Raw genomic sequence first — 19950 nt, 5'->3', positions numbered from 1 at the left:
GGCGCGTCAGAACCTGCCGAGGCCGACGCCCCACGAACGGAATCCGCACATCCGCAGCCTCGGCCCTTCGGCCCGCAACTCCCTGCTACTGCACGGTCAGGTTGTGCGCCCGCCGACCGAGACCGAGCTGCACCTCGCGCTGTTGGGCGCGCACGCCGAAGCCCTGCTGTGGGATCGCCGTACGCCCGGGCGCCCTGCAGGAGGCCGCGCAGCCATCGCGGACGCACCTTGTGCGCCGCACAAAACCTCGGGTCAGGAGCCCTTTGCGGCCGGTTCGAGGATCGCCACGCACTCCACGTGATGCGTCATCGGGAACAGATCGAACGCCCGCAGCGTCCGCACGCGGTACCCCCCGTCCCGGAAGTACCCCAAGTCCCGCGCCAGCGCCGCCGGATCGCAGGCCACGTACGCGATCCTGCGCGCCCCCAGCGAGGCCAGGTGCTCCACCGTCTGCCGGCCGGCGCCGGCCCGCGGCGGGTCCAGAACGATCAGGTCGACCTCGGTGATCCCGGTGCGCGGCAGGACGGACTCGACCTTGCCCTGCTCGATCCGCACCCGGTCGAAGCCGGCGAGGTTGTGCCGCGCGTCCTCGACGGCCCGCTTGCCGGACTCGATGCCGAGGACCGCGCCCTTGTCGCCGAGCCGGTCGGCGAGGGCGCCCGCGAACAGGCCGACGCCGCAGTACAGATCCAGCGCCATCTCGCCCTTGCGCGGCAGCAGGCCCTGCATGACGGCCGTCACCAGCGTGTCCGCGGCCTTCGGGTGGACCTGCCAGAAGCCGCCGCTGCCGACGCGGTGCGTACGGCCGTCCGCGCGCTCGCGGACGAAGGGGCGGCCGTGCACCCGGTGAACCCCGCCGTCCTTCTCGCCGACCCGCATCACGGACACCGGCTTGTCCAGCTCGACGATCGGCAGCCGCGCCCCCGGCTTCGGCGTCAGGATCACCTGGCGGTCCTGCGAACCGGTGGCCGCGATCGCGTCGACCGACGCCATGCCGCTCCAGTCGCGCTTTTCGATGCCGAGCTCGGTCACCCCGGGGGCCGCGATCATGCAGTGGTCGATCGCCTCCACCTCGTGCGAGCGGTGCCGGCGCAGACCGGCATGGCCGTCGGCGTCGACGGCGTACTGCACGCGCGTGCGCCACTGCGGCACCTCGCCCGCCGGCAGCTTGTCGCCCTCGGCCGGCATGACCGTGCCGTCCCAGCCGGCCTCCTCGGGCGTGAGGCCCGCGAGCCGCTGCAGCTGCTCGGCGATGACCTCGCCCTTCAGCCGGCGCTGCGCCCCCGGCTTGGCGTGCTGCCAGTCGCAGCCGCCGCAGCGGCCGGGACCGGAGTAGGGGCAGGGGGCCTCGACCCGGTCCTTGGACGCCGAGAGGATCTCCACCGCGTCCGCGCGCAGGAACCGGGCCCCCTCCTCGCCCTCGGTCACCCGCGCCACGACCCGCTCACCGGGCAGCGCGTGCCGGACGAAGAGCACCTGGCCCTCGGCCGTACGGGCAATGCAGTGCCCGCCGTGGGCGACGGGCCCGATCTCGACCTCGTACTCCTCCCCCACCAGCGACCCCGCCTGCGATTTCTTCGGTTCTGCCTGCATGGCGGGGTGACTCCACAACATCGGGAAAGGGAAACGGCCGGACAACAGCCCACCAGTCTACGTGGGCGCTGTCCGGCCGTTGACCAACGAGCGTCAGCTCTTGCCGCCCGAGCTGCCCGAGGGCTCCTTCGGCCGTCCCTGCTCCGCCGGACCGCGCCGCACGGAACCCGGCGCGTTCCAGTCCTGCCGCTTGCCGGCCCGCAGCTTCGCGGCCTCCGAGGACTGCAGCTGGTAGGGCACCGAGGTGACCATGATGCCCGGCGTGAACAGCAGCCGGCCCTTGAGCCGCAGTGCGCTCTGGTTGTGCAGCAGGTGCTCGTACCAGTGGCCGACCACGTACTCGGGGATGATCACGGACACCGCGTCGCGCGGCGACTCCTTCCGCAGCCCCTTCACGTACTCGATGATCGGCCGTGTGATCTCGCGGTACGGCGAGTCCAGCACCTTCAGCGGTACGTCGATGCCGCGCCGCTCCCACTCCTCCTTCAGCGCCTTCGTCTCCAGCGGGTCGACGTTGACGGTGAGCGCCTCCAGGGAGTCCGAGCGCATCAGCTTGGCGTAGGCGAGGGCGCGCAGCGTCGGGCGGTGGATCTTGGAGATCAGGACGATCGAGCGGACCCGGGAGGGCCGTACGCTGTCGTCGCTCGGGCCCTCGGGCGCAGCGATCTCCGCGGCGACACGGTCGTAGTGCTTACGGATCGCGGTCATGGTCGCGTAGAAGATCACCATGCCGAGCAGCGCGACCCAGGCACCATGTGTGAACTTGGTGACGAGGACGACGACCAGCACCAGGCCGGTGAAGAAGGCGCCGAAGGTGTTGATCGCCCGGGAGCGCACCATGTGGCGGCGCTTGGCCTGGTCCTTCTCGACCGCCAGATGGCGGTTCCAGTGCCGGACCATGCCGGTCTGGCTGAGCGTGAAGGACACGAAGACGCCGACGATGTACAGCTGGATCAGCCGGGTCGAGTCGGCGCCGTAGATCACGGTCAGCAGGGTCGCCGCGCCCGCGAGCAGCACGATGCCGTTGGAGAAGGCGAGGCGGTCGCCGCGGGTGTGCAGCTGGCGGGGCAGATAGCGGTCCTGCGCGAGGATCGAGCCGAGGACCGGGAAGCCGTTGTAGGCGGTGTTGGCCGCCAGGAACAGCACCAGGGCGGTGGCCGCGGCGAGCACGATGAACAGGAAGCTGCCCTTGCCGAAGACGGCCTCGGCGACCTGCGTGATCACCGGGTTCTGCACGTAGTCGGCACCGACCCCGACGCCGTTCTTGAGCAGGTCGGTGGCCGGGTTCTCGGCCATGCGGACCTTGGTCGTCAGGGCGAGGACGATGATCCCGCAGAACATGGTGACGGCCAGCAGGCCCATCGCGGCGAGGGTGGTCGCGGCGTTCTTCGACTTGGGCTTGCGGAAGGCCGGCACGCCGTTGGAGATCGCCTCGACACCGGTGAGCGCGGCACAGCCGGAGGAGAAGGCCCGCAGCATCAGGAAGACCAGAGCGAATCCGGCCAGGCCCTCGTGCTCGGCCTTGATCGTGTACTGCGCTGTCGGCGCCCGCATGGTGTCGTCGAGCACCAACCCGCGGAACGCACCCCACGCGATCATGATGAAGACGCCGCCGACGAAGACGTACGTCGGAATCGCGAAGAGCTTCCCGGATTCCTTCACGCCGCGCAGGTTCATCAGCGTGAGCAGCACGATCACGGCGACGGCGCACAGCACCTTGTGCTCGACCACGAACGGCACCGCGGAGCCCAGGTTCTCGATGCCGGAGGCGATCGAGACGGCGACGGTGAGGACGTAGTCGACGAGCAGCGCGCTGGCGACGGTCAGGCCCGCCCTGGGCCCCAGGTTGGTGGTGGCGACCTCGTAGTCGCCGCCGCCGCTGGGGTAGGCGTGCACGTTCTGCCGGTAGGAGGCGACCACGGTGAACATCAGCACGACGACCGCGAGGGCGATCCAGGGGCTGAAGTGGTACGCCGACACGCCCGCGATGGACAGGACCAGCAGCACCTCTCCCGGGGCGTAGGCCACGGAGGACAGCGGGTCGGAGGCGAAGACGGGGAGGGCGATGCGCTTCGGCAGGAGCGTTTCGCCCAGCCGGTCACTGCGCAGTGCGCGCCCGATCAAGATCCGTTTGGGCACGTCGGTCAGTTTGGACACGACAGGTAATCGTAGGCGTTCGAACGGGCGCCCAACCACCCGCCACCCCACATCTGCTCTACGGGTGAAAACGGACGTGCGCCCGGCTGCGGATTCCGCAGGTCGCGGTAGCCCCATGCCTATATGACAAACACCGCCCGTTTCCCAACCGTCACGGGCCCGTTGCCGCCCCCGGAGGTTCCATGCACGCCACAGCAGAGTTGATCGGCGCCGCGGCGGCCCTCGTCGGCCTCGGAATCCTGACACTTGCCAGCGTCCGCAGCATCAGCCGGCGCTGATAGCCCCCGACCCCCACGGCAACCGTGCACAGGGGTGCCGACGTCCTACCGCGCGTGTGTAGCTTGGGCGTCGGTCTGAGACCCTGAGGCTGAGCAGTAGTTTTTGGACATCGGAAGGACGGTCGTGCACATCGTCATCATGGGCTGCGGAAGAGTGGGCTCCGCACTTGCCCAGACCCTGGAGCAACAGGGGCACACGGTCGCCGTGATCGACCAGGACCCCACCGCCTTCCGCCGCCTCGGCCCCGGGTTCGGCGGCCGCCGGGTCACCGGGATCGGCTTCGACCAGGACACCCTGCGCGAGGCCGGCATCGAGGAGGCCGGTGCCTTCGCCGCCGTGTCCAGCGGCGACAACTCGAACATCATCTCCGCGCGGGTGGCCCGCGAGATGTTCGGCGTGGAGAACGTCGCGGCCCGGATCTACGACCCCCGGCGCGCCGAGGTCTACCAGCGCCTGGGTATCCCGACCGTGGCCACGGTCCGGTGGACCGCCGACCAGATGCTGCGCCGTCTGCTCCCCTCCGGGGCGGAGCCGCTGTGGCGCGATCCCACCGGGGGTGTCCAGCTCGCCGAGGTGCACGCCTCCGCGGCCTGGGTCGGCCACAAGATCAGCAAGCTGCAGGAGGAGACGGGCGTCCGCGTGGCGTTCCTGACCCGGCTCGGCGAGGCGATCCTGCCCACCTCGCAGACGGTGCTGCAGGAGGGCGACCTGGTGCACGTGATGATGCGCACCGACGAGGTCGACAAGGTCGAGGCGTCCTTCGCCAAGGGTCCCGAAGAGGAGGGCGGTCACTGATGAGGGTCGCCATTGCCGGTGCCGGTGCGGTCGGCCGCTCGATCGCGGGCGAGCTGCTGGAGAACGGCCACGAGGTCCTGCTCATCGACAAGGCGCCGACCGCCATCTCGGTCGAGCGCGTCCCGCAGGCGGAGTGGCTGCTGGCCGACGCCTGCGAGATCACGTCGCTGGACGAGGCGGCTCTGCAGCGCTGCAACGTCGTGATCGCCGCGACGGGCGACGACAAGGTCAACCTGGTCGTCTCGCTCCTCGCGAAGACGGAGTACGGCGTCCCCCGCGTCGTCGCCCGCGTCAACAACCCCAAGAACGAGTGGCTCTTCAACGAGTCCTGGGGCGTCGACGTCGCCGTCTCCACCCCCCGCCTGATGTCCGCCCTGGTCGAGGAAGCGGTCTCGGTCGGCGACCTGGTCCGCCTCCTGCGCTTCAGCCACGGCGACGCGAACCTGGTCGAGCTGACGCTGCCGGAGGAGTCGGCCCTGGCCGGCACCCAGGTCGGCGACGTGGAATGGCCCGAGGACACGTCCCTGGTCACCATCATCCGAGGCACCCGAGTCCTGACCCCGACCCGGGACGACTCCCTGGAACCGGGCGACGAGCTGCTTTTCGTGGCCGCCCAGGCACGGGAGGAACAGCTGGAGGACCTGCTGTCGGTGCGACGCGAGGACGCGGCGGGTTAGGCGTTTCGGTTACGACGACGAGGGGCGCCCTGCGAGTGCGGGGCGCCCCTTCTTTTTCAGCCCGTCCGGCGTTTGAGGACGTGGCCCTTCGGGCCGAGGCGGGGGTCTGGGGGCGGCAGCCCCCGGCGACGCCCGCGCCGACGCCGGTGCTACGCCTCCCGACGGTGCCGCCCGCCTGCCGCTTCCTCGCGTTCGGCGCGCTCCGCGGCCTTGCGCTCCTTCTCCGCCTGCTCCTCGGCCTCCATCTCGGCGAAGACGTCGATCGGAGCCGGCGCCTTCGCGAGGAAGACCCAGGTCAGCCAGACGGCCAGCAGGAACGGCGGGATCTTCAGCGCGACCAGGACCCAGCCCAACTGCGCCGTGTTCGCCCACCAGTACAGCGGGAAGAGGATCGCGCACTTGGCGAGCAGGATCAGCCCCCAGGCCCAACTGGCCTTCGCGTATGCCTTCTTGCGGCCCGGGTTGCGGGTGCGCCAGGAGAGGTTCTCCTTGAAGACCGGGCCGAGGATCAGACCGAGCAGTGGGACGCCGCACAGCGTCGTGACGATGTACGCCAGCGCCAGGCCCAGCGTGTAGAGCATGCCGGGGAGGTAGAAGTCCTTGGCGTTGCCCGTCATCATCGCGAAGACGACACCGAAGGCGACGCCGAAGACACCGCTGAACGCGTGCTTGACGGTGTCCCGCATGGCCAGCCGGACCACCACGAGCAGCAGGGACACGGCGAGGGCGGCGATCGCCGACCAGTGCAGGTCCTTGTTGATCGTGTAGATGGTTACGAAGAGGAGGCCGGGCAGCACCGTCTCGACCATGCCCCGCACTCCGCCGAACGCCTCGAACAGGGCGGCCTCGGTCACCGCCCGCGCATCGTCGGCTTGAGTGTCTTCGGTCGGCTTGTCGAGCGACGTCACCGGCTACTCCCGTCCGAGGGGTCTCAGTTCGTATTTCGGATTGAACAGCACCCGGCGGCCCCGGCTCAGCGAGACACGGCCCGATGCGATCAGTCTGCGCCCCGGCTCTATGCCCACGATGGAGCGCCTGCCGAGCCACACCACGTCCAGGGCGGCGGAACCGTCGAACAACTCGGCCTCCAGGGCCGGGACGCCCGCACGTGGCCGCAGAGTGACCGTGCGCAAGGTACCAGTAACCGTGACGATCTGTCGGTCGTGACAGTCACCGATCCGCGTACAGCCCGCGGTCTCCGTGTCCTCCCGCAGCTCCTCGGACTCCAGGTCCTCCTGCGACGAGGAGAGCCGGTCGAGCATGCGCCGGAACCGGCCCACCGGCTTTTCGGAACGAGGAACAGCACTCATATCTGAAGCGTACCGGGGTGCACTGACACCTTCGTACCCGCCCGGCCACGCCCCGAACCGGCACCTTTCCGCCCCCGGCCTGCTACTTCTCGAACCGGTATCCCATGCCCGGTTCGGTGATGAAATGCCGGGGATGTGACGGATCAGACTCCAGCTTCCGCCGCAGCTGCGCCATGTACACCCGCAGGTAGTTGGTCTCCGTCCCGTACGACGGCCCCCACACCTCCTGGAGCAGCTGCTTCTGGCTCACCAGCCGGCCCGTGTTGCGGACCAGCACCTCCAGCAGATGCCACTCCGTGGGCGTCAGCCGTACGTCCCTGCCGTCCCGGTTGACCTTCTTCGCGGCCAGGTCGACGGTGAACTCCTCGGTCTCCACCGTCGTCACGTCGTCCTCGCCGGCGCCGACCGGCTCGGCGCGGCGGACGGCGGCCCGCAGCCGGGCGAGCAGTTCGTCCATGCCGAAGGGCTTGGTGACGTAGTCGTCGGCGCCCGCGTCGAGGGCCTCGACCTTCTCGTCGGAGGTGTGCCGGGCGGACAGCACCAGGATCGGCACCCGGGTCCAGCCGCGCAGGCCCCGGATCACCTCGACCCCGTCCATGTCGGGCAGGCCCAGGTCGAGCACGACCACGTCGGGGTGGCGGGCGGCCGCGAGCTGCAGGGCGGTGGCGCCGTCGTGGGCCGCGTCGACGTCGTACTTGCGCGCCCTGAGGTTGATCACGAGGGCGCGCACGATCTGCGGCTCGTCGTCGATCACGAGCACCCGGGTCATGTGACCTGCCTTTCGGGTTCCGCCGGGCGCTCAGCGGGTGCGGCGCCCTCTTCGAGACGTTCCGCGCGCGATTCCTCCGCGCGCAGGGTGAGGACCATGGTGAGGCCTCCGCCGGGGGTGTCCTCGGCGTTGAGGGTGCCGCCCATGGCCTCGGCGAAGCCGCGGGCCACCGCGAGGCCGAGGCCCACGCCGGCGCCGCGCGGGGCGTCGCCGTAGCGCTGGAAGGGCTCGAAGATGCGCTCCTTGGCCTCGTCGGGGACGCCGGAGCCGCGGTCGACCACTCGTACCTCGACCCGGTCGGCGAGGGCGCTGGCGGCGACCAGGACCGGTTTGCCGGCCGGGCTGTACTTGACGGCGTTCTCGACCAGGTTGGCGACCGACCGCTCCAGCAGCCCCGGGTCGACGGCGACCATGGGCAGGGTCTCCGGGACCTCCAGCTCGACGCTGTCCTCGGGCACCCCGACCAGCGCCATCGGGACCACCTCGTCGAGGTCGATCTCGCGGATCAGCGGGGTGACCGTGCCGGTCTGCAGGCGGGACATGTCCAGCAGGTTGCCCACCAGGTGGTCGAGGCGGTCGGCGCCCTCCTCGATGCCCTTCAGCAGCTCCGCCTGGTCCTCCTCCGACCAGGCCACGTCGTCCGACCGCAGCGACGACACGGCCGCCTTGATCCCGGCCAGCGGGGTGCGCAGGTCATGGCTGACGGCCGCCAGCAGCGCCGTACGGATGCGGTTGCCCTCGGCCAGCGTGCGGGCCAGGTCGGCCTCCTCCTGGAGCCGGCGGCGGTCCAGCACCACGGCGGCCTGGGCGGCGAACGCGGCCAGCACCCGGCGGTCCTCGGCGGGCAGCACACGACCGGTCAGCGCCAGCGCCATGTGGTCCCCGACCGGTACGTCCACGTCGGCCTCGTCGGGCCGCTCCACCGCCGGCCCGAGCCCGGCGCGTCCCGCACAGGTCCACGGGTCGTGGTCGCTCGCCCGCTCCAGCAGGGCCGCCGACTCCATGCCGAAGGTCTCGCGGACCCGCTCGAGGAGCTCCTCCAGGCCGGTCTCGCCGCGCAGCACGTTGCCCGCGAGGAAGGAGAGGATCTCCGACTCGGCGCGCAGCCGGGCCGCCTGGTGGGTGCGGCGGGCGGCGAGGTCGACGACCGAGGCCACCGAGACGCCCACCGCGACGAAGATCACGATGGCGACGATGTTCTTCGGGTCGGCGATGGTCCAGCGGTGCAGGGGCGGTGTGTAGAAGTAGTTCAGCAGCAGCGAGCCCACCGCCGCCGAGGCCAGCGCGGGCAGCAGCCCGCCGAGCAGCGCCGCGGCGACCGTCAGGGCGAGGAACAGCAGCATGTCGTTGGCGAGGCCGAGGTCGACGGCGCTGAGCAGCACCGCCATGACGACCGGACCGGCCACGCCGACCAGCCACCCCCACATGATCCGCGACCGGCCGAGCCGGGCGCCGCGGGCCACCGGCAGCCCCCGCCCCTTGCCCGCCTCGTCGTGCGTGATCAGGTGGACGTCCAGGTCGGGCCCCGAGTCCCGGGCGACCGTGGCGCCGACGCCCGGCCCGAAGACGTACTGCCAGCTCTTGCGCCGGGAGACGCCGAGCACGATCTGGGTGGCGTTGACCCCGCGCGCGAAGGCGAGCAGCGCCGCCGGTATGTCGTCGCCGACCACGTGGTGGAAGGTGCCGCCGAGGTCCTCGACGAGGGTGCGCTGCACGGCCAGCTCCTTGGGCGAGGCCGCCGTCAGGCCGTCGCTGCTGGCTATGTAGACGGCCAGCACCTCCCCGCCTGCGCCCTTCTCCGCGAGCCGCGCGGCCCGCCGGATCAGCGTCCGGCCCTCGGGGCCGCCGGTAAGCCCGACCACGATCCGCTCCCGCGAGCCCCAGATCTTCGAGACCTGGTGCTCGCTGCGGTACTGCTGCAGGTACTCGTCGACCCGGTCGGCCACCCACAGCAGTGCCAGCTCGCGCAGGGCGGTGAGGTTGCCGGGCCGGAAGTAGTTCGACAGGGCCGCGTCGACCTTGTCCGGCTGGTAGATGTTGCCGTGCGCCATCCGGCGGCGCAGCGCCTGCGGCGACATGTCGACCAGCTCTATCTGGTCCGCCCGCCGCACGACCTCGTCCGGCACGGTCTCCCGCTGCCGTACGCCGGTGATCGACTCGACCACGTCGCCCAGCGACTCCAGGTGCTGGATGTTGACGGTCGAGACGACGTCGATGCCGGCCGCGAGGAGCTCCTCCACGTCCTGCCAGCGCTTGGTGTTGCGGGAGCCGGGCACGTTGGTGTGGGCGAGCTCGTCCACGAGCGCGACCTGCGGGCTCCGAGCCAGTACCGCGTCGACGTCCATCTCGGTGAAGGCGGCCCCGCGGTACTCCAGCTCCCGGCGCAGCAGCCCCTCCAGACCGTGCAGCATCACCTCGGTGCGCGGACGGCCGTGGTGCTCCACGAAGGCGACCACGCAGTCGGTGCCGCGCTCCACGCGCCGGTGCGCCTCGGAGAGCATGGCGTACGTCTTGCCGACGCCCGGTGCCGCACCGAGGTAGATCCGAAGCTTCCCGCGTCCCATGGCCCCATTGTCTTCCGGTCACTGCTGCCCACGCAGCGTCGACCTTACGGCCGCAGGGCACGGCGAAAGGTGCCGGAAAGGGTCCGCCGACCGTCTTTGACGGAACTCTGACGCCCGCGCCCGCTCAGTGCTCGACGATCTCCCCGTCGCCCAGTTCCAGCACCCGGTCGGCCAGGTCGAGCAGGGTCGCGTCGTGCGTGGCGACGAGTGCGGTGACCTGTTCGCTGTGGACGACGGCCCGCAGCAGCTCCATGACGGCGTGACCGGTCTCGGCGTCCAGCTGGCCGGTCGGCTCGTCGGCCACGAGCAGCGAGGGGCTGTTGGCGAGGGCGCGGGCGATGGCGACGCGCTGCTGCTGGCCGCCGGACAGCTCGCCCGGCCGCTGCGCCGCGTGGTCGGCGAGGCCGACCAGGGCGAGCAGCAGCTCGACGCGCTCCTCTCGCTCGCGCACCTCGGCCCGGCGCAGCCGCATCGGGACGCCGACGTTCTCGGCAGCCGTGAGGATCGGGATCAGCCCGAAGGACTGGAAGACGAAGCCGACGCGGTCGCGGCGCAGGGCGAGCAGTCCGTCCTCGCCGAGCTCGGACAGGTCGAGCCCGTCGACGGTGACCCGTCCTTCGTCCGGTACGTCGAGCCCGCCGACGATGTTGAGGAGGGTGGTCTTGCCCGACCCGGAGCGCCCCTTGAGGGCGACGAGTTCACCGCGCGGGACCTCGAACGAAACGCCGCGCAGGGCGTGCACCGCGGCGGCTCCATGCCCGTACGACTTGTGGACGTTCTCGACCCGCACCATGGTCTCGGTGACCACCTGGCTGCTCATGTCGCCTCCCCCGTCGACCGGGCGCCAGTATCACCGCCCGGCGCCCGGCCCTTCAACGGTTCAGCTCGGGTTGTCACCGTGGGTGAGGGTCTCCCAGGCCACGAAGAGGTTGTTGCTGCCGGCCGGACGCTGCTGCCGGGTCAGCGTCTGGGTGTTGGCCATCGCGATGCCGAGGCGGTTGTGCAGGGCGTTGTAGCCGACCTCGGTGACCGGCCCGAGCCCGAGCTTCAGCGATCCTCCGCACAGCCAGGTCGGGACGACCGCGCCCAGCTGGTACTTGGCCTGGAACCCGAGCGCCTGCCGCAGCCGTGCGCCGACGTCGGTGCCGTAGAGGTCCTGGCCCTGGATCCGGCTGGTCTCGGCGACGTGCGAGATCGCGGAGATGCCGTATCCGGTGTGGGTGAAGTCGCGGCAGGTCTCCTGGGTGAGCCCGGTGACGAAGGTGGACTGCCCCTGCCAGTAGTTGACGATCTTCGCCTTGGTGTCGAGGTTCTGGCTGGGCACCGTCTTCGGCAGATCGCCGTCGGAGGACAGATAGACATACGCGGCCGTACGGGTGCGGAACCTCGCCATGGCCTTGTCGTACGACGTCCTGTCCTCGAGGAAGACGGAGATGCCGACCGCGGCCTCCATCATCGACAGCTCCCAATTGCCGTTGGAGTTGGAGCCGTTGATGACCTTGGGGAGGTAGACGTTGCGCAGCATGGTCGCGAAGCGGCCGGAGTTCGCCCAGCTCCCGGTGTACGTGTACTTGATGATCTCGGCGGCCTTCGGCCAGGAGGAGCCCGCCCAGCCGGTCTGCAGGGGCGCGTTGCTGTTGGTGTGGTCCTTGATCACCGCGGACCAGGCGTCCATCAGCTGGATCGCCTTCTTCGCATACCGGTCGTCGCGCGTGATGTACCAGGCGAGCGCGTCGGTGTACGCGGCGATCGCGTCCTCGCGCTCGTCCGTGCAGCCGTAGTCGGGGTCGGAGTACGGGCCGCACTCGACGGTGGCGCGGGGCTTGGGGGTGCGGTTCAGGTCGGCGTACTTGCTCGCCAGCATCTGGTCGAAGGCACCCTTCCAGGGCTGGGCGCCGGCGTTGACCTCGGTGCGCGCGAAGTCCAACTGCGCCTTGGAGACGGTGACTCCAGGGTGGGCGAAGGTCGTGGGGGCGGCGTCGGCATGGCGGGCGGCGGGCCAGGCGAGCATGCCCACGACAAGTGCGGAGGCGGTTGCGAGCAGTGCGGTGCGACGCATGGTGGGGGCCATCCGTTCTCGTATATGAACAATGAACGCCTTTATGAACACAGGCGTTGGGCCGAGACCGTAGGTCCAGACCAATCGGCCGTCAAGGGTCCGCGCACGGAAAAGGGCCGCACCCCGCCAGGGGTACGGCCCTTTTCTGCTGTACGGCTACCGGACCTCGGTGATCTCCGGTCCGCGCTGCAGCTGTCCCATGCCGCCGGAGAAGCGCGAGCCCTCCTCCTGCTGGACGCCCTCGGGGACCATCTGGGCGTCGTTCGGCAACTTGAGGACGATCGGGTCACGAGGCGCCATCGGGCCCTCGCCGCGGACCACGACCGTGTCCCGGAAGATCTGCTCGAGCAGGCCGGCCGCCTGCGGCTGCACCGCGCCCTGGCCCGAGATCACACCGCGCAGGAACCAGCGCGGACCGTCCACGCCGACGAACCGCACGACCTGGAAACCGCCCGTGCCGTCCGGCAGTTGCACCGGCACCTGGGCGCGCAGCTCCCAGCCCAGCGGGCCCTCGACCTCGTCGATGATGCCACCCTGCTGGGTGATGCCGGAGCCGATCTCCTCACGTACCTCGCCCCAGATGCCCTCCCGCTTGGGAGCGGCGAAGGCCTGCAGCTGGATGGCGCTGTCGCGCAGTACGACGGTCGCCGCGACGATCGCGTCGCCCGCGACCTCGACCCGCAGCTCCATGCCGTCGACTCCGGGCACGAAGAGCCCGCCCAGGTCCACCCGGCCCTCGGCGGGGTCGCGCACCTCGGAGTCGTCCCAGGGCCCGTCGGGCCGCGGCTCGGGCTCGAGCCTCACGCGCTCGCGCACGTCCTCTTCGTCGTCCGCCTCAGTGTCGACGTAGTCGACGACCTGCTCGGCCTCGCCGGCCGCGTCCTCGGCGGCACCCTTCTTCTTGCGACGTCCGAACACGTCACTGTCCTTCCCGGTCGGATACGACCGAAGCGTATCGATTCCCACCCGTAGTGCCGCCCACGGCGGCCTGACCGCTTGTGCTGCTCGTTCCGGCCACCGCCGCATGTCCTCCGGTGGACCCGAAGCCCCCTTCGGCCCGCGCCGAGTCGGGAAGCTCCGCAACCTCCTGGAAGCGGACCCTCTCGACCTGCTGAACGACCAGTTGGGCAATCCGGTCGAAGCGCTCGAACCGCACGGCCTCGCGCGGGTCGAGATTCACCACGATCACCTTGATCTCCCCACGGTACCCGGCATCAACCGTCCCTGGGGCATTCACCAGGGCGACACCGCAGCGGGCGGCGAGACCGGATCGCGGGTGCACGAAGGCCGCGTACCCCTCCGGGAGCGCGATGGACACCCCGGTGGGCAGCACGGCCCGCTCGCCCGGCTTCAGTTCGCACGCCTCGGTGGTGCGCAGATCGGCGCCCGCGTCACCGGGTTGTGCGTACGACGGAAGCGGTACGTCCGGGTCGACGCGCCGGATGAGCACGTCGAGCTCTTGACGGGGGGAACGGCTCACGGGTTCACCTCGAAGGCGCGGGCACGCCGGCGCTGGTCGGGGTCGCTCATGGCGGCCTGGATCTCCTCCGGGCGGCCGTTGTCGATGAAGTGGTCGACCTTCACCTCGACGAAGAGGGCGTCGGCGCGGACGGCGACGGGCCCCTCCGGACCACCGATCCGCCCGGTGGCGGACGAGTAGATCTTGCGGCCCGCGACCGCCGTCACCTCGGCCTCCAGGTACAGCACAGTGCCGACCGGAACGGGCCGCACGAAGTCGGTCTCCAGCCGCCCGGTCACGGCGATCGTCCGCAGCAGCCAGTTCAGCGAGCCGAGGGTCTCGTCGAGGGCGGTCGCCAGCACCCCGCCGTGGGCCAGCCCGGGCGCCCCCTGATGGGCGGGCTGCACGGTGAACTCGGCGGTGATCGTGACGCCTTCGCCGGCCCGTGCCTCGAGGTGCAGCCCGTGGGGCTGCTCTCCGCCGCACCCGAAACACAGTTCGTAGTGGGCACCAAGAAGCTCACCGGGCGCGGGAGCATCGGGATGCCTCACGGGTTTCACCGCGTCGGCGGGAGGCTTAAGAGCTGGAGACGTACCACTCACAGCCGCAGACCTTACCCGCGCGTCGGTGGAATCCGGACACCGTGCCAAGCTTGGCTCCATGCAGCTCTCCGCCACCCCTTACGAAGAACGCCTCACCGCCCCCCGCTCGTGGTGGCTGATCTCCTTCCTGGTCGGACTCTCGTTCGCCCTGATCCTGCTGCCCTTCGGCACGCTGCCGCTGCTCGGCGGCCTGGTCGGCGGCACAGCGGCGGCGGCGGTCGTGGCGAGCTCGTACGGGTCGGTCCGTATCCGTGTGGTGGGCGGCTCGCTGATCGCGGGCGAGGCGAAGATCCCGGTCTCGGCGCTGGGTGAGGCGGAGATCCTGGACCCGGAGGAGGCCCGCGCCTGGCGCACGTACAAGGCCGACACCCGCGCGTTCCTGCTGCTGCGCGCCTACATCCCCGGGGCCCTGAAGGTCGAGGTCACCGACCCCGAGGACCCGACGCCGTACCTGTACCTGTCCACGCGGGAGCCGCAGCGCCTCGCCCAGGCGCTGAAGGCGGCCAAAGAGGCCGTGGCGTAACGAAGCGGCCGCTCAGGGGTCTCAGAGCCCTCCGGGCCCGAGTTCCCTGCTGATCTCGCCCATCGTCAGCGGGTCCACCGGGCGCTCCAGGGGCGGGAGTTCGACAAGCGCGTCCCAGGGCACCTGAATCTTTCTCAGGTCTTTACGGATCCGCTCCGCGAGCTTCTTGGTGTCCCGGCGGTTCATGACCGCCCCGACGGCGGCCCCCACCATGAAGGGCATCAGGTTCGGCAGATCGCGCACCATGCGCTTCATGATCTGTTGGCGCAGTTGATGCTTCATCTGGCTGTTGACCGCGCCACCGAAGCTCGACGGCTTCGTCACGTCGACCCCGCGCTCTCCCGACCAGGAGTTCAGATACGCGGTGCTGCGTTCCTTGAGGTTGCCGGGCGGTCGTACGCCGTAGACCTCGTGCAGCTCGGCGATCAGCTTCAGCTCGATCGCGGCGACGCCGGTGATCTCTGCGGCCAGCTCCGTCGGCATCGCGGGCGGCACAGGCAGCATCGCCGCCGCTCCGATCCCCGCTCCGACCGTCGACGTCGCGGCCGCGGCGCCCGCCACGAGCTTGTCGGCGAGCTGCTCGGGCCCGAGTCCCGGGAACTGTCTGCGGAGCGTCGCAAGGTCGCGTACGGGGATCCGCGGGGCGATCTCGATGATGCGGTCGGCGAGGTACGCAAGGCCCGCTCTGGCGCGGCTGCCGCCTTTGCGGACGCCTTCCACGGCCCTGTCGCGGATGGCCGCGGCCCGCCGCCGGGCGACGGGCGCACGATTTCTCTGCGACGGCGCCGGGAGGTCACCCCGGCCGAGCGCCGCTTCGAGCGAGGCCGATCCCGTAGCCCCAGCCGTACCGGGTGTCTTACCGGATGAGCCCCGCTCGTCGTCACGCGCGCCGTGAGGGCCGGCGTGCAGCCCTTCGTCCGCTCCCGGCAAAAGGGAGCGGCGCTTCCAAGGTGGGGTCGAGCCAGTCACGGCCGACCCGGCCTCAGTCGCAGTCGCGGCAGATCGGCTGACCGTTCTTCTCCCGGGCCAGCTGGCTGCGGTGGTGCACCAGGAAGCAGCTCATGCAGGTGAACTCGTCCTGCTGCTTGGGCAGCACCCGGACGGCCAGCTCCTCGTTCGAGAGGTCCGCGCCGGGCAGCTCCAGGCCTTCCGCGGCCTCGAACTCGTCGACGTCCACAGCGGACGTCGACTTGTCGTTCCGACGGGCCTTGAGCTCTTCAAGGCTGTCCGAGTCGACGTCGTCGTCGGTCTTGCGTGGGGTGTCGTAATCCGTTGCCATGTCGCTCTCCCCCTCTGGGTGTCTGCGGTGTCTCCAGCGCACGTAACGCGTGAGAGGCCGGACTTGTGCCCGACCCGAGGCGGAGATTTTGCCTCACATCAAGGTCTGTTACTCAATCGACACCCAACCGGACTCCTCAAGAGTGATCGGCTTGGATGGCGAACGGGACCGTACACGGTCCCCATGCCGCTCTTCAAAGGCGTCTCACCCTGTACTTCCCGTGATCAGGACACCCGAAAACCCGGATTTTCCCGGCTTTCCGCCTGCGTGCATGATCACGGAGAGTAGATGGCTGGAAAATCGCCCTTGTGATCGATCACACACGTGCTGCTCCATTCGGCGGCCAGAAAATTCCGCGCAAAGCGAACATCCCCGTGTGTCGGCGACATGATCTCAGATGGGCAGGGTGACCCGCATCACGAGCCCACCCCCCTCGCGCGGCTGTGCCGAAATATGCCCGCCGTGCGCCCGCGCCACGGACCGCACGATGGACAGACCGAGGCCGACGCCCTTGTCGCTGCCCGTGCGCTCCGTACGCAGCCGCCGGAAGGGCTCGAAGAGGTTGTCGATCTCGTACGCCGGTACGACGGGTCCGGTGTTGGCCACGACCAGGACCGCCTGGCCGTGCTGGACCTCGGTGGTGACCTCGACCCAGCCCTCGTCCGGCACGTTGTACCGCACGGCGTTCTGCACGAGGTTGAGCGCAATCCGCTCCAGCAGCACGCCGTTGCCCTGGACGACCGCGGGCTTCTGCTCGCCGCGGATCACCACGCCCTTGGCGTCCGCCTCCGCGTGCACCTGGTCGACGGCCTGCGCGGCGACCTCGGCGAGGTCGACCGGCTTGCGCTCGACGATCTGGTTGTCGCTGCGGGCGAGCAGCAGCAGGCCCTCCACGAGCTGCTCGCTGCGCTCGTTGGTGGCCAGCAGCGTCTTGCCGAGCTGCTGCAGCTCCGCCGGCGCGTTCGGGTCGGACAGGTGCACCTCGAGGAGCGTGCGGTTGATCGCGAGGGGGGTTCGCAGCTCGTGCGAGGCGTTGCCGACGAAGCGCTGCTGGGCGGTGAAGGCGCGCTGAAGGCGCTCCAGCATGTCGTCGAAGGTGTCCGCCAGCTCCTTGAGCTCGTCGTCCGGGCCGTCCAGCTCGATACGGCGGGACAGGTCCGAACCCGCCACCGCGCGCGCGGTGCGCGTGATGCGGCCGAGCGGCGACAGGACGCGGCCGGCCATGGCGTAGCCGAAGGCGAAGGCGATGACGGCGAGGCCGAGCAGGGCCAGCAGCGAGCGGCTGAGCAGGTCGTCGAGGGCGTGCTGGCGCTGGACGGCGTCGCACTGCTTGAGGATCGTGTTGAACTCGCTCTTCGGCGCCGAGTTCAGGGCGGGGCAGGTGGAGCTGGTGATGTCGAGGTTGGCGCCGGAGATCGAGAAGGACTGGCCGCTGCCCTCATGCAGGGCCTGGGCCGCCAGCAGGTAGATGATCGACAGCAGCAGGATGCCGGCGATCAGGAACATGCCGCCGTACAGCAACGTGAGCCGTATGCGGATGGTCGGGCGCAGCCAGGGGAACTGCGGCTCCGGCTTCCTGGGGTCCCAAGTGGGCTTGGGGGGTGCGGTGGGGAGAGCGGGTGTTGCAGCCATCGGGCATCAGATCCGGTAGCCGGAGCCGGGCACGGTGACGATCACAGGCGGCTCGCCGAGCTTGCGGCGCAGGGTCATGACGGTGACGCGCACGACGTTCGTGAACGGGTCGGTGTTCTCGTCCCAGGCCTTCTCCAGCAGCTGTTCCGCGGAGACGACCGCGCCCTCGGAGCGCATCAGCACCTCAAGGACGGCGAACTCCTTCGGCGCGAGCTGGATCTCCTTGCCGTCGCGGAAGACCTCGCGGCGGTTGGGGTCGAGCTTGATGCCGGCGCGCTCCAGGACCGGCGGCAGCGGCACACTGGTGCGCCGGCCGAGGGCACGCACGCGTGCGATGAGCTCGCTGAACGCGAACGGCTTGGGAAGGTAGTCGTCGGCGCCGATCTCCAGGCCCTCGACCCGGTCGCTGACGTCGCCGGAGGCCGTGAGCATCAGCACGCGCGTGGGCATGCCGAGCTCCACGATCTTGCGGCAGACGTCGTCGCCGTGGACGAGCGGGAGGTCGCGGTCGAGGACGACCACGTCGTAGTCGTTGACGCCGATGCGCTCCAGGGCGGCCGCACCGTCGTACACGACGTCGACGGCCATGGCCTCCCGGCGCAGTCCGGTGGCCACCGCATCGGCGAGCAGCTGCTCGTCCTCGACGACGAGTACGCGCACGTCGCTTGTCCTTCCTGTGTCCACCCGCGTAGCGCCTGCAAGGGCACACGCGGGCCGGGGTCTTCATGAGTGTGTGCCTCCATCCTGCCCTTTTCGGCCATAAGTCGGCTGTAAGACGGGTGGGCTGTGGATGAGGGCAGGATGAAGGACAGGTGTGAGACCCGGGAATGCGAGATTTTCTCGCCGGGTTGAGGTTTCCGTGGAAGGGAGCGGGGGGAGGACGGTTCATACCCCGCGATCACGCTCTGCTAGTGCCGCAACACCATGCGGTACGGCGCAATCCGCTTTCCGCAGAGTGGGCGTGGGTGTCCGGCACCGTCGCCGCCCGGCGCGGGCAGTGCTGGGCACCTGCAGGAGACGTGATCGCCCCTTCCGAACGGCACACCCCCGTGCCACCCGACCCACGACCCAGGACGAGGGGGCGCAGCATGGACGCATTCACCGCAGGACTTCTGCAGCGCATAAGGGCGACCGAGTCCGATCTGACGCGGGCTCGCAACGAGGGCGACGACTTCCTCGTCGAGGTTGAGCAGGGCGAACTCGACGACCTGCGCCGCCTCGCCGCCGAGCACGGTGTGGAGGTCGGCGCATAGCGTCTGATCAGCGCGTACGCACGACAGCAACCCCCGGCGAATCCAGCGCCGGGGGTTGCTGCTCTTTGGCCCCTTCAACGACAGCACACGGCGAGGGCTTTCCAACGGCGACCGGGCCGACGACACCGGCCGCGTGGAGAGCCGGAGCCGGCTGAGGCGCCCCCGTAGGCGAACGAAGCAATTCAGTCGTGCCAGGCGCCGAAGTCCTCCAGGAGGCGCTGGAGGGGCTCGAAGACGCCCGGGGTGGCCGCGATCGCCAGGTCGCGTGCGGGGCGCTCTCCGGGGCGGCCACCGGTCAGCGCGCCCGCCTCCCGGGCGATGAGGTCGCCCGCCGCGAGGTCCCACGCGTTCAGGCCGCGCTCGAAGTAGCCGTCCAGGCGGCCGGCCGCCACGTCGCACAGGTCGACCGCGGCCGAGCCGCTGCGCCGGATGTCGCGGAGCAAGGGGATCAGCCGGCGGGCGACCTCGGCCTGGTGGGTGCGGACCTCGCTGACGTAGTTGAAGCCCGTCGAGACCAGCGCCTGGTCCAGCGGCGGCGCCGGGCGGCACGCCAGCTCGAGCTCGCCCTCCCGGGCGCCCGTGGCCCGGGCCCCGCCCCCGCGCACCGCGTGGTACGTCTCGCCGCGCATCGGGGCCGCGACGACCCCGACCACCGTCTCGCCGTCCTGCTCGGCGGCGATGGAGACGGCCCAAGTGGGCAGTCCGTACAGGTAGTTGACCGTGCCGTCGAGCGGGTCGATCACCCAGCGGATGCCGCTCGTGCCCTCGGTGGAGGCGCCCTCCTCGCCCAGGAAGCCGTCGTCCGGGCGGTGCTCGGAGATCAGATCGGTGATCAGCTTCTCCGCCGCGATGTCCATCTCGGTGACCACGTCGATCGGGCTCGACTTGGTCGCGGCGACCGCGAGGTCGGCCGGGCGGCCGTCCCGCAGCAGCTCTCCGGCGCGGCGGGCGGCCTCCTGGGCCAGCGCGAGCAGTTCCTGGTGCAGGGGGTCGGTCACG

Annotated in this window: 20 protein-coding genes; 4 read left to right on the top strand and 16 right to left on the bottom strand. The window is 70.4% G+C overall.

Annotation, left to right across the window (positions count from 1 at the left end; all coding sequences use genetic code 11):
- Positions 1–252: 252 nt before the first annotated feature.
- Both ABZ880_RS32970 and ABZ880_RS32965 read right to left on the bottom strand, forming a co-directional pair.
- A complete protein-coding gene (locus ABZ880_RS32970; RefSeq protein WP_361270344.1) occupies positions 253–1593 on the bottom strand; it encodes a class I SAM-dependent RNA methyltransferase in 1341 nt (446 codons plus the stop codon).
- A 93-nt stretch (positions 1594–1686) separates the two neighbouring features.
- The gene (locus tag ABZ880_RS32965) at positions 1687–3750 is read right to left on the bottom strand and encodes an APC family permease (RefSeq protein ID WP_361270342.1); all 2064 of its coding nucleotides are present in this window, start codon (positions 3748–3750) and stop codon (positions 1687–1689) included.
- Positions 3751–4152: 402 nt separating this feature from the next.
- On the opposite strand from ABZ880_RS32965, the gene ABZ880_RS32960 reads away from it, so the two are divergent.
- Both ABZ880_RS32960 and ABZ880_RS32955 read left to right on the top strand, forming a co-directional pair.
- Positions 4153–4824: a TrkA family potassium uptake protein gene (locus ABZ880_RS32960; RefSeq protein ID WP_361270339.1), complete on the top strand. Its 672-nt coding sequence runs from the start codon at positions 4153–4155 to the stop codon at positions 4822–4824.
- Positions 4824–5501, top strand: coding sequence for a TrkA family potassium uptake protein (locus ABZ880_RS32955; protein WP_361270336.1), 678 nt, complete (start codon positions 4824–4826; stop codon positions 5499–5501). Before ABZ880_RS32960 ends, ABZ880_RS32955 begins: the two co-directional genes overlap by 1 nt.
- A gap of 149 nt (positions 5502–5650) precedes the next feature.
- On the opposite strand, the gene ABZ880_RS32950 is transcribed toward ABZ880_RS32955, so the two are convergent.
- From ABZ880_RS32950 to ABZ880_RS32910, 9 genes are all read right to left on the bottom strand, one after another.
- Positions 5651–6409: a DUF3159 domain-containing protein gene (locus ABZ880_RS32950; RefSeq protein ID WP_361270333.1), complete on the bottom strand. Its 759-nt coding sequence runs from the start codon at positions 6407–6409 to the stop codon at positions 5651–5653.
- Between the two features lie 3 nt (positions 6410–6412).
- Positions 6413–6811: an OB-fold nucleic acid binding domain-containing protein gene (locus ABZ880_RS32945; RefSeq protein ID WP_361270331.1), complete on the bottom strand. Its 399-nt coding sequence runs from the start codon at positions 6809–6811 to the stop codon at positions 6413–6415.
- Between the two features lie 82 nt (positions 6812–6893).
- Entirely contained in the window at positions 6894–7580 is a 687-nt protein-coding gene (locus ABZ880_RS32940) for a response regulator (protein ID WP_361270329.1), read from the bottom strand.
- Complete coding sequence (locus ABZ880_RS32935) at positions 7577–10144, bottom strand: ATP-binding protein (RefSeq protein WP_361270327.1); 2568 nt, start codon at positions 10142–10144, stop codon at positions 7577–7579. The genes ABZ880_RS32940 and ABZ880_RS32935 overlap by 4 nt, the downstream gene beginning before the upstream one ends.
- A gap of 124 nt (positions 10145–10268) precedes the next feature.
- Positions 10269–10964 carry an ABC transporter ATP-binding protein gene (locus ABZ880_RS32930; protein ID WP_361270325.1) on the bottom strand — a complete coding sequence of 232 codons (696 nt, stop codon included), beginning with the start codon at positions 10962–10964 and terminating at the stop codon, positions 10269–10271.
- A 60-nt stretch (positions 10965–11024) separates the two neighbouring features.
- Positions 11025–12203 (bottom strand): alginate lyase family protein, encoded by a 1179-nt coding sequence (locus ABZ880_RS32925; RefSeq protein ID WP_361270323.1) that lies wholly within the window; start codon positions 12201–12203, stop codon positions 11025–11027.
- Positions 12204–12359: 156 nt separating this feature from the next.
- The gene (locus tag ABZ880_RS32920; RefSeq protein ID WP_361270320.1) at positions 12360–13121 is read right to left on the bottom strand and encodes a DUF3710 domain-containing protein; all 762 of its coding nucleotides are present in this window, start codon (positions 13119–13121) and stop codon (positions 12360–12362) included.
- A gap of 1 nt (position 13122) precedes the next feature.
- Complete coding sequence (gene dut, locus ABZ880_RS32915; RefSeq protein ID WP_361270318.1) at positions 13123–13683, bottom strand: dUTP diphosphatase; 561 nt, start codon at positions 13681–13683, stop codon at positions 13123–13125.
- Entirely contained in the window at positions 13680–14264 is a 585-nt protein-coding gene (locus tag ABZ880_RS32910; RefSeq protein WP_361270315.1) for a PaaI family thioesterase, read from the bottom strand. Before ABZ880_RS32910 ends, dut begins: the two co-directional genes overlap by 4 nt.
- A 58-nt stretch (positions 14265–14322) precedes the next feature.
- Here ABZ880_RS32910 and ABZ880_RS32905 point away from each other — a divergent pair, with 58 nt between their 5' ends.
- Positions 14323–14787: a DUF3093 domain-containing protein gene (locus ABZ880_RS32905; protein ID WP_361270312.1), complete on the top strand. Its 465-nt coding sequence runs from the start codon at positions 14323–14325 to the stop codon at positions 14785–14787.
- A 21-nt stretch (positions 14788–14808) separates the two neighbouring features.
- Here the strand turns inward: ABZ880_RS32905 and ABZ880_RS32900 are convergent, their stop codons facing one another.
- The 4 genes from ABZ880_RS32900 to ABZ880_RS32885 all read right to left on the bottom strand — a co-directional run bounded on the left by ABZ880_RS32900 (position 14809) and on the right by ABZ880_RS32885 (position 18358).
- Positions 14809–15756, bottom strand: coding sequence for a hypothetical protein (locus tag ABZ880_RS32900; RefSeq protein WP_361270310.1), 948 nt, complete (start codon positions 15754–15756; stop codon positions 14809–14811).
- A gap of 13 nt (positions 15757–15769) precedes the next feature.
- Positions 15770–16066: a DUF4193 domain-containing protein gene (locus tag ABZ880_RS32895; RefSeq protein ID WP_005481602.1), complete on the bottom strand. Its 297-nt coding sequence runs from the start codon at positions 16064–16066 to the stop codon at positions 15770–15772.
- A 393-nt stretch (positions 16067–16459) separates the two neighbouring features.
- Complete coding sequence (locus ABZ880_RS32890) at positions 16460–17698, bottom strand: HAMP domain-containing sensor histidine kinase (RefSeq protein ID WP_361270308.1); 1239 nt, start codon at positions 17696–17698, stop codon at positions 16460–16462.
- A 6-nt stretch (positions 17699–17704) separates the two neighbouring features.
- Positions 17705–18358: a response regulator transcription factor gene (locus ABZ880_RS32885; RefSeq protein ID WP_031165802.1), complete on the bottom strand. Its 654-nt coding sequence runs from the start codon at positions 18356–18358 to the stop codon at positions 17705–17707.
- A gap of 428 nt (positions 18359–18786) precedes the next feature.
- Between ABZ880_RS32885 and ABZ880_RS32880 the strand changes: the two genes are divergently transcribed.
- Entirely contained in the window at positions 18787–18951 is a 165-nt protein-coding gene (locus tag ABZ880_RS32880; protein WP_361270305.1) for a hypothetical protein, read from the top strand.
- Between the two features lie 182 nt (positions 18952–19133).
- Here the strand turns inward: ABZ880_RS32880 and ABZ880_RS32875 are convergent, their stop codons facing one another.
- Positions 19134–19949 carry an inositol monophosphatase family protein gene (locus ABZ880_RS32875; RefSeq protein WP_361270302.1) on the bottom strand — a complete coding sequence of 272 codons (816 nt, stop codon included), beginning with the start codon at positions 19947–19949 and terminating at the stop codon, positions 19134–19136.
- Position 19950: the final 1 nt, after the last annotated feature.

Source organism: Streptomyces sp. NPDC047043 (assembly GCF_040644055.1).
Taxonomy (GTDB): domain Bacteria; phylum Actinomycetota; class Actinomycetes; order Streptomycetales; family Streptomycetaceae; genus Streptomyces.
This window is presented reverse-complemented; position numbering and strand designations above follow the sequence as displayed.

Bases quoted from the DNA above. Each gene is read 5' to 3' on its own strand.
- ABZ880_RS32970 (WP_361270344.1), bottom strand. From the start codon at position 1,593: ATGCAGGCAGAACCGAAGAAATCGCAGGCGGGGTCGCTGGTGGGGGAG.
- ABZ880_RS32955 (WP_361270336.1), top strand. From the start codon at position 4,824: ATGAGGGTCGCCATTGCCGGTGCCGGTGCGGTCGGCCGCTCGATCGCG.
- ABZ880_RS32945 (WP_361270331.1), bottom strand. From the start codon at position 6,811: ATGAGTGCTGTTCCTCGTTCCGAAAAGCCGGTGGGCCGGTTCCGGCGC.
- ABZ880_RS32940 (WP_361270329.1), bottom strand. From the start codon at position 7,580: ATGACCCGGGTGCTCGTGATCGACGACGAGCCGCAGATCGTGCGCGCC.
- ABZ880_RS32935 (WP_361270327.1), bottom strand. From the start codon at position 10,144: ATGGGACGCGGGAAGCTTCGGATCTACCTCGGTGCGGCACCGGGCGTC.
- ABZ880_RS32930 (WP_361270325.1), bottom strand. From the start codon at position 10,964: ATGAGCAGCCAGGTGGTCACCGAGACCATGGTGCGGGTCGAGAACGTC.
- ABZ880_RS32925 (WP_361270323.1), bottom strand. From the start codon at position 12,203: ATGCGTCGCACCGCACTGCTCGCAACCGCCTCCGCACTTGTCGTGGGC.
- ABZ880_RS32905 (WP_361270312.1), top strand. From the start codon at position 14,323: ATGCAGCTCTCCGCCACCCCTTACGAAGAACGCCTCACCGCCCCCCGC.
- ABZ880_RS32895 (WP_005481602.1), bottom strand. From the start codon at position 16,066: ATGGCAACGGATTACGACACCCCACGCAAGACCGACGACGACGTCGAC.
- ABZ880_RS32890 (WP_361270308.1), bottom strand. From the start codon at position 17,698: ATGGCTGCAACACCCGCTCTCCCCACCGCACCCCCCAAGCCCACTTGG.
- ABZ880_RS32880 (WP_361270305.1), top strand. From the start codon at position 18,787: ATGGACGCATTCACCGCAGGACTTCTGCAGCGCATAAGGGCGACCGAG.